At 66.6% G+C, this 6,636-nt stretch carries 7 protein-coding genes; 4 read left to right on the top strand and 3 right to left on the bottom strand.

Annotation, left to right across the window (positions count from 1 at the left end):
* Window positions 1-262: 262 nt before the first annotated feature.
* The 3 genes from AB0912_RS20435 to AB0912_RS20425 are packed head-to-tail and all read right to left on the bottom strand — an operon-like array spanning window position 263 to window position 1,123.
* On the bottom strand, window positions 263-583 hold the full coding sequence (locus tag AB0912_RS20435; RefSeq protein ID WP_366701621.1) for a hypothetical protein: 321 nt from the start codon (window positions 581-583) through the stop codon (window positions 263-265).
* Entirely contained in the window at window positions 472-768 is a 297-nt protein-coding gene (locus AB0912_RS20430; RefSeq protein ID WP_366701619.1) for a helix-turn-helix domain-containing protein, read from the bottom strand. Before AB0912_RS20430 ends, AB0912_RS20435 begins: the two co-directional genes overlap by 112 nt.
* A gap of 28 nt (window positions 769-796) precedes the next feature.
* Window positions 797-1,123, bottom strand: coding sequence for a helix-turn-helix domain-containing protein (locus AB0912_RS20425; protein ID WP_366701617.1), 327 nt, complete (start codon window positions 1,121-1,123; stop codon window positions 797-799).
* Between the two features lie 275 nt (window positions 1,124-1,398).
* On the opposite strand from AB0912_RS20425, the gene AB0912_RS20420 reads away from it, so the two are divergent.
* The 4 genes from AB0912_RS20420 to AB0912_RS20405 all read left to right on the top strand — a co-directional run bounded on the left by AB0912_RS20420 (window position 1,399) and on the right by AB0912_RS20405 (window position 6,552).
* Window positions 1,399-1,770 (top strand): DoxX family protein, encoded by a 372-nt coding sequence (locus AB0912_RS20420; protein ID WP_366701615.1) that lies wholly within the window; start codon window positions 1,399-1,401, stop codon window positions 1,768-1,770.
* A gap of 58 nt (window positions 1,771-1,828) precedes the next feature.
* Window positions 1,829-3,121: a helix-turn-helix domain-containing protein gene (locus AB0912_RS20415; RefSeq protein WP_366701613.1), complete on the top strand. Its 1,293-nt coding sequence runs from the start codon at window positions 1,829-1,831 to the stop codon at window positions 3,119-3,121.
* On the top strand, window positions 3,118-4,983 hold the full coding sequence (locus tag AB0912_RS20410) for a bifunctional homocysteine S-methyltransferase/methylenetetrahydrofolate reductase (RefSeq protein ID WP_366701611.1): 1,866 nt from the start codon (window positions 3,118-3,120) through the stop codon (window positions 4,981-4,983). Before AB0912_RS20415 ends, AB0912_RS20410 begins: the two co-directional genes overlap by 4 nt.
* 390 nt (window positions 4,984-5,373) lie before the next feature.
* Window positions 5,374-6,552, top strand: a complete 1,179-nt coding sequence (locus tag AB0912_RS20405) for a cobalamin-independent methionine synthase II family protein (RefSeq protein ID WP_366701609.1) — start codon at window positions 5,374-5,376, stop codon at window positions 6,550-6,552.
* Window positions 6,553-6,636: the final 84 nt, after the last annotated feature.

The following is a 6,636-nucleotide window of genomic DNA, read 5'->3' as shown; positions in this document are numbered from 1 at the left end:
CGGCTTCGACTTCGGCGGAATGCCCGAATCCAAGATCCACAACGTGATCGACCTCGTCGGCAGCGAGGTACTGCCGGTACTGCGCAAGGAACTCGCTCCCGGTTCGGCCTCCAGCACCTCCCCGGCCACACCGGCGACGTCACCGGGTTAGCCCTCGCCGTCCTCTGTCCTTGCCACGCCCCGGATGCGCCGTCCTCCGACACGGACGAAGGAGTCCGGGGGTGGGTCGTGAACGATCAGGCTTTTCGCCGGCTCTGACCCGTCAGCGATATGACGACGGGTCGGATCCCGCGAGGACTCTCAGTCCATCCAGGAAAATCTGCAGATGGTCGTGGATGAAGCGGTCGGCGACGCCGCATTCGATTCCCACCGGGGGCCGGCTGAGCTTGGCCGTGGCGATCATGACGGTGTCGGCGTCGACATCGGGGCGCAGGACGCCGACCGCCTTCGCGCGGTCCATGACCGTTCCGATCAGTCGCTCACACCACGCACGCGAGGCCGCCGTCTCGGGGCCGTGGGTTTCGTACGTGCTCTGAACCACCGGGCAGAGAACACCGACCCGTTCGTCGGCTGCCGTGTGCACAAAACGCTGGAGGGCCTCGAAGGCGTCCCCGCGCTCAGCGAACGCAAGCTCGGCAGCCGCCGCTCAGCCAAACGACCCGACATCACCCAATCAACACCGAGCCGGCGGAAAAGCGTCCCTTTCTCTACGCCGGCCTCCTGCGCGATCGCTTGTGTTGTCACCTGCTCCGGGCCTTTCTCGACCATCACCCGAATGATCACGTCTGGGCGCGGCTCAGCCGGCGGCCTCAGCGGCCGCTCGCGAGTCGTAGTCGGCGCGCGCCGCGATGATGCGAGGGGCGTTCTCGCCCGTCCACTTCGCCAACGCGCTCGCCGGTCCCAGGAATTCGTGGCCCAGTTCGGTGAGCGCGTACTCGACCTGGAGCGGGATGCCCGGGACTCTGCTGACGAGCCCGTCGCGCTCGAGTGCTTTCAGCGTGGAGGAGAGCATCTTCTGGCTGATACCCGCGACGCGGCGTCGCAGCGCGTTGAAACGCAGGGGGCCCTCCCCCAGGGTCCACACGATGAGCAGCGACCACTTGTCGCCCAAGCGAGCGAGCATGTCGGCGATTGTTCCCCGGAACTCGGAGTCCGCATCATCCCCTGCAGTCGTACGTTTGTCGACCATCGCGTCCCCTCTGCGAGCGTGGTCACCTGGAGGTGACTTAGTGCTCTGAAAGTGCCTTCTTGTGCGAGGAGAATCCCTCCCGGCATCTTGGTCACTACAAGAAACCTACTCCCCATCACATACTCGGGTGAGGATTTTCTGCGAGTTCGTAGAAATATTACAGAATTGCGCGCCGCTATGAGGGTGGGCGCAGATAGAGAGGGAACATAGTGAATATTGCTGCTTGGATTGTCTCGGTCCTTGTTGCTGTCATGTTTCTCGGAGCGGGCGCGATGAAGCTCCGCAAATCGAAGAAGCAAATCCTGGAGGATCCAAAGATGGGATGGGCCCAGGATTTCAGTGAGCCCATGATCAAGTTCATCGGTTTCGCCGAGGTCGCCGGAGCCATCGGAATCGTGCTTCCCTGGGCAGTCGATGTACTGCCGGCCCTGAGTCCCATCGCCGGCTACGGTCTCGCTGTTCTGATGGTCGGCGCTGTGATCGTCCACGCCAGGCGCAGAGAATTCGCGGCGATCCCTGTCGGGTTCCTGTTCACCGCCGCTCCGCTGTTCGTCGCCATCGCCCGCACAGGCGCGTTCTGAGGTCTGCGCCATGGCCACTGCGGGCATTCCAGGCGGCCCCGCGCTGGACGCAGGCACGATGCCCAGCACGCCGGGCTTCGCCGGCACAGCCGAGACGACCCTGCTTCGCAATCTCGTGGCGATGTGCAGTCATCTGTCCACGCTCGCGTCGCAGACGGCCGAACTCGCCCCGATCGTGGAGATCCTCGCGGACGGCATCGAATGCACTGTCGCGGTCGTCGATCCCGCGCTCGAGGTGCTTGCCTGGGCGCGGGTGGCCGAGCCGGGCGAGATCATCGCCCAGCTCCGCGGCGGCGGGAGGCAGGCCACGCTGCGGACGGTGCTGGCCGCCGCCGCCCGCAATCGGCGGCCACTGGCCGTGCCGGGCTCCACCTCCGGCCAGATGACCGTCATCGCGCCTGTCTTCGTGGGTGAGGACGTGGCCGGCTACGTCCTCACCCTGAGCCCGCGCCACCCTCCCCCCGCCGCTCCGGGCGCGCCGGACTTCACCGAGGACATGCGGCTGCTCGCCATCCAGCATGCGGCGATGGTGTGCGGCGTGGTCCTCGGCCGGGACCTGGTGGTGACCGCGGCAGCCGGCCGGGCACGACAGGAACTCCTCGAAGGCCTCCTGATCCGCCGCGACCGCAGTGACCCCGAGCTGGAGCGCTGGTCGCGGCATCTCGGCCTGGATCCGAGCTGTGAGCACTGCGTCATGACGTTCGAGATCGCGCAGGACCGGCCCGGTCCCGCATCCTCTCCGATCGAGCGAGTTCTCACCAGGAACGCCCCCGGTGCCGTCGTGGCCAACCGCACCGACGAGGTGGTGGCCATCGTCCCGCTCGCCGACAACGGTGCACCGCCCGCCGAACAGGCCCGGAAACTGGCCCGGGTCTGCCTGGCCAGTGAGGGACAGCACCCGTCGGTCACCGGCGTCGGCATCGGGGGGCCCTGCTCGTCCGCGGCGGAGATCGCCCGCTCCTACGCCGAGGCCCGGCGAGCCCTCACGGCAGGCCGACGGATGGGCCAGGCCCAGACGGTCTCCGTCTTCGCCGAACTCGGCATCCACCGGCTCCTGCTGCGGGTGCCCGACGTTGGGGATCTCAGGTCGTTCGCCGACGAAGTGCTCGGCGTCCTGGCCGAGGAGGAGCGGTCCACCAACATCGCCTACGTGGCCACGCTGTCGGCCTACTTCCGGGAGAACCGCAGCCCGGCTCGGGCCTCACAGCGCCTGCATGTCCACCCCAACACGGTGAGCTACCGGATCCGGCGGATCGAGGAGCTCACCGGTTTGTCGTTCAACGTGTACCGCGACCGGCTGATGGCCGAGGTCGCGATGGAGATCCTCGAAGGACTGGAAGGCGCCTCATGAATCTGAGCGCGGCGATCGAGCGCGACATGGTCCTGGTCTGCGATGGGGCGATGGGAACCATGCTGCACGCGGCCGGCAACTCGCTCGACCAGGCGCTGCCCGCGCTCAACCTCTCCGATCCCGGTCTGGTCGGAACCATTCACGAGAGTTACATCAGCGCCGGGGTCGACATCATCCAGACCAACACCTTCGGGGCCAGTCGCCTCAGGCTCTCCGAGCACGGGTACGGCGATCAGGTGGCCGAGATCAACCAGGCCGGTGTCCGCATCGCCCGGCAGGCAGCCGCGCAGATGAAGGTGGCGGGGGAAGCGAAGGCGGTACTGGTCGCCGGGTCGGTGTCGCCGACGGTCACGATCCAGCAGCGTCCCCAGACCAGTCGTCAGGCACGAACCGCCGCGCTCCGCGAGCAGATCGAAGCCCTGGCCGAGGCCGACATCATTCTGCTGGAGACTTTCGGCTACCTCGAAGAGTTCATCGAAGCGATCGAAATCGCCACCCAGGTGACCGAGTTGCCCGTGATGGCGCAGGCGACCTTCGGTGCGGATGGCCGCACGCTCAGCGGGCACACTCCGCGGGAGGTCGCCGCCGCGGCAGCGAGCGCGCGGATCGCCACCCTCGGCATCAACTGCACACTGGGGCCGCAGCGTTCCCTCGGCGTGCTGCGGGAGCTGCGGGCCATCAGTGACCTGCCGCTGAGTGTCCAGCCCAACGCGGGCGTCCCCCGGCGGGTGGCCCCGGCCAGGTTCGAGTACGACGTCAACTCCGAGTACTTCGCGCGGTACGTCCGACAACTTCTCGAGGCCGGCGCGACCATCGTCGGCGGCTGCTGCGGAACCACGCCCACGCAACTGGCCGCCGCCGTCGCGACAGTCGGCGGCCACCGCCGGCGGCTCGCGTCCCGCCGGGTCCCCAGCGCCCGCGCCGAAACAGCGCCGGCCCGTACGACGACCCGGCAGGGCGCCGAAGCAGCTCCGGCCGCGACGGGGACGGGGCTGCCCTCGCTGGCCGAGCTTTCCCAGGCCGGTCCGGGCATCGTCGTCACCGAGCTGACCACTCCGGTCTACGGGAGTGCCGGCGAAACCCTGGACCTGGCACGGGAGTTGACCGAGGCGGGCGTCCAGCTGGTTTCGATAGCGCCTGCCCGGACCAGCCGCGCCCAGCTCAGCGCGATGGACGTCGCCGCGCAGCTTCGCCACAGTGCCGGCATAGAGACGATCGCCGGTGTCACCACCTGGGATCGCACCATCATGGCGCTACAGGCCGACCTCCTGGGACAGCACGCTCTCGGTCTGCGGCGCATCATCTGTGAGGCCGGAAACCCGCCGCTGCTCGGCGACTACCCGCATGTGGACGGAGTCTGGGATGTCGATTCCATCGGCTTGATCAGGCTCCTCGCCAGCCTTAACCGCGGCGCCGACTACTACAGTCTTCCGCTCGGAGCCAAGACCGACTTCGAGATAGGAGCCCGGATCAACCCCGGCAGCCGGGCCCTCGACCGGGAGGTCAGTCACGCTCTCAACAAGATCGCCGCCGGAGCTACTTTCCTCGTCACCCGACCGGTATACGAACTGACCGCTCTGGAACGGCTGCTGGAGGCGATCGACGGACAGGTCCCGGTGCTGGCCTCACTGCGCCCGCTCACCAGTTTCGAGGAAGCCGAGTACCTGGCCCATGAAGTTCCCGACGTGATCATCCCGCGCGACGTCCTCGACGCTCTGGAGCGAGCCGGGGACAGCGCGCCGCGGGTGGGCGTCGATCTGGCCGTGCGGATGGCGGCCAGGCTCCGGGAGATGGCCAGTGGCATCGTCATCACTCCGACCACCGACATCCTGGCAACCACCCGAGAGATCATGGCCGGCTGATACGCGGGGCCGGGCCGGGAAAAAACACCGCCTCTCGTGGTGCGGAGAAATACGTGTGGGAATTTTCGTACCCTGTCCCGGGCGAAACGTGTCCCGCCTGACCGGCCGGCGATCATTGCGCCACGAGTGCTGTGTCAGAGCACAGCGAAATGCGACCACTGTTGGTTTTCCGACCCATGACACATCTCTGCGGCGCTGTCAGAGTGGCATGTCAGAAACCTGATCGCCATCTCCGGCAAACACAAACCGTGCCCCTCGTAACGCACGGGAAACGGAGGTCGGCCACCGCCTGACAAAGCAGCAAGATCCACGACGAGACGGGTCTTCGGCAGGCGACCCAGAGCTTCTCGATCGAGTGAATCCCATTTTCTCAACGAAGAGGTTAAATGGATGTACACCACTACTCGTGACGCTATTCTTCCCACCACGGTGACCGGCTCCTGGCCGCGCCCTCGGTGGATGAGCGAAAACCTATCGGGGGAGCTGTTCTCCGGCAAGCTGAGCGACGTTCGATTCCGCGAGCAGTTCGTCGACGGTGTCACCACCATAATCAGCGACCAGGAAATGGCCGGCCTGGACATTCTCACGAACGGCGACTACCACCAGGATGACACCCTCGGTGGCGGCTCCTGGACGATCTACCCGCTGGAGCGCCTCGGCGGGGTGTCCAGTGAGCACCCGCAGAGGTCCTGGATGACCTCCCCCGCCCACCCGCCGGGCACGATCTTGCACGAGGTCATGAGCGGCGTGGTCTATCCGACCGTGGTGGACGCCATCACGGACGGCGTCCCCCTGGAGTACGACAAGATCTGGCGCATCGCGCAGGCGCGCAGCGTACGCCCCGTCAAGTTCGGTACGGCCTCCGCGCAGAGCATCGCCATGGCGGCGCCGCTGCGCACGGAGCGCTACGCCAAGGACAAGCGCCAACTCATCTGGGACATCGCCACGGTGCAGAACGCCGAGCTGCGCAAGCTCGCCGAGGCCGGCTGCAAGGCGATCCAGATCGAGGAGCCCCTGATCCACATGGTCGCGGCAACCGCCAACGACAAGGATTTCCTGGACTTCCTGGTCGAGGCGTTCAACCACGAGGTCGCCGGTCTCGATGACGTGGAGATCTGGATCCACACCTGTTGGGGCAACCCGGCGATGCAGCGGATCCAGGACGCGGTCTCGTACGAGAACTCGCTGGAGCTCTACCTGGACCGTCTGCACGGCGATGTCTGGACGGTCGAGTGGAAGAACAACGGCCAGCAGACGCTGAAGCTGCTGGAGAAGTACCGGGACAACCTGCCGAAGAAGGTCGCTCTCGGCCTCATCGACCACCGCACGCTGCAGGTCGAATCCGCTCAGGAGGTCGCGGCGGACATCCGTACCATTCTGGAGTCGGTCGACCCCCGGAATGTGGTGCTCTCCTCGAACTGCGGCTTCGGCCACCAGGGCGCAAACAGGCTGATCACCAATTACAAGGCCGCCAGTCTGGCCCAGGGAGCGAACATCGTCCGGGAGGAACTCGGCTACCCGACAACACCGGTACGGTCCGCGTCACCCCAGCTTCAGATCGACGTCTGACGGCCGGTCGTGTTCCGCCGAAGAGCCGAATGCGCGTGATTCGCAAAAGGCAGTCCCCCGAGGCCGACCGGGCGGCCGGCGCGT

It is taken from the genome of Streptomyces sp. NPDC007084 (assembly GCF_040703595.1).
GTDB lineage: Bacteria > Actinomycetota > Actinomycetes > Streptomycetales > Streptomycetaceae > Streptomyces.
Note: the sequence above shows the minus strand (reverse complement) of the source record. Positions and strands in the feature narration are given on the sequence as shown.

Coding starts and splice junctions, on each gene's coding strand:
- AB0912_RS20405 (WP_366701609.1), top strand. CDS start 5,374: ATGTACACCACTACTCGTGACGCTATTCTTCCCACCACGGTGACCGGC.
- AB0912_RS20430 (WP_366701619.1), bottom strand. CDS start 768: ATGGTCGAGAAAGGCCCGGAGCAGGTGACAACACAAGCGATCGCGCAG.
- AB0912_RS20415 (WP_366701613.1), top strand. CDS start 1,829: ATGCCCAGCACGCCGGGCTTCGCCGGCACAGCCGAGACGACCCTGCTT.
- AB0912_RS20410 (WP_366701611.1), top strand. CDS start 3,118: ATGAATCTGAGCGCGGCGATCGAGCGCGACATGGTCCTGGTCTGCGAT.
- AB0912_RS20425 (WP_366701617.1), bottom strand. CDS start 1,123: ATGCTCGCTCGCTTGGGCGACAAGTGGTCGCTGCTCATCGTGTGGACC.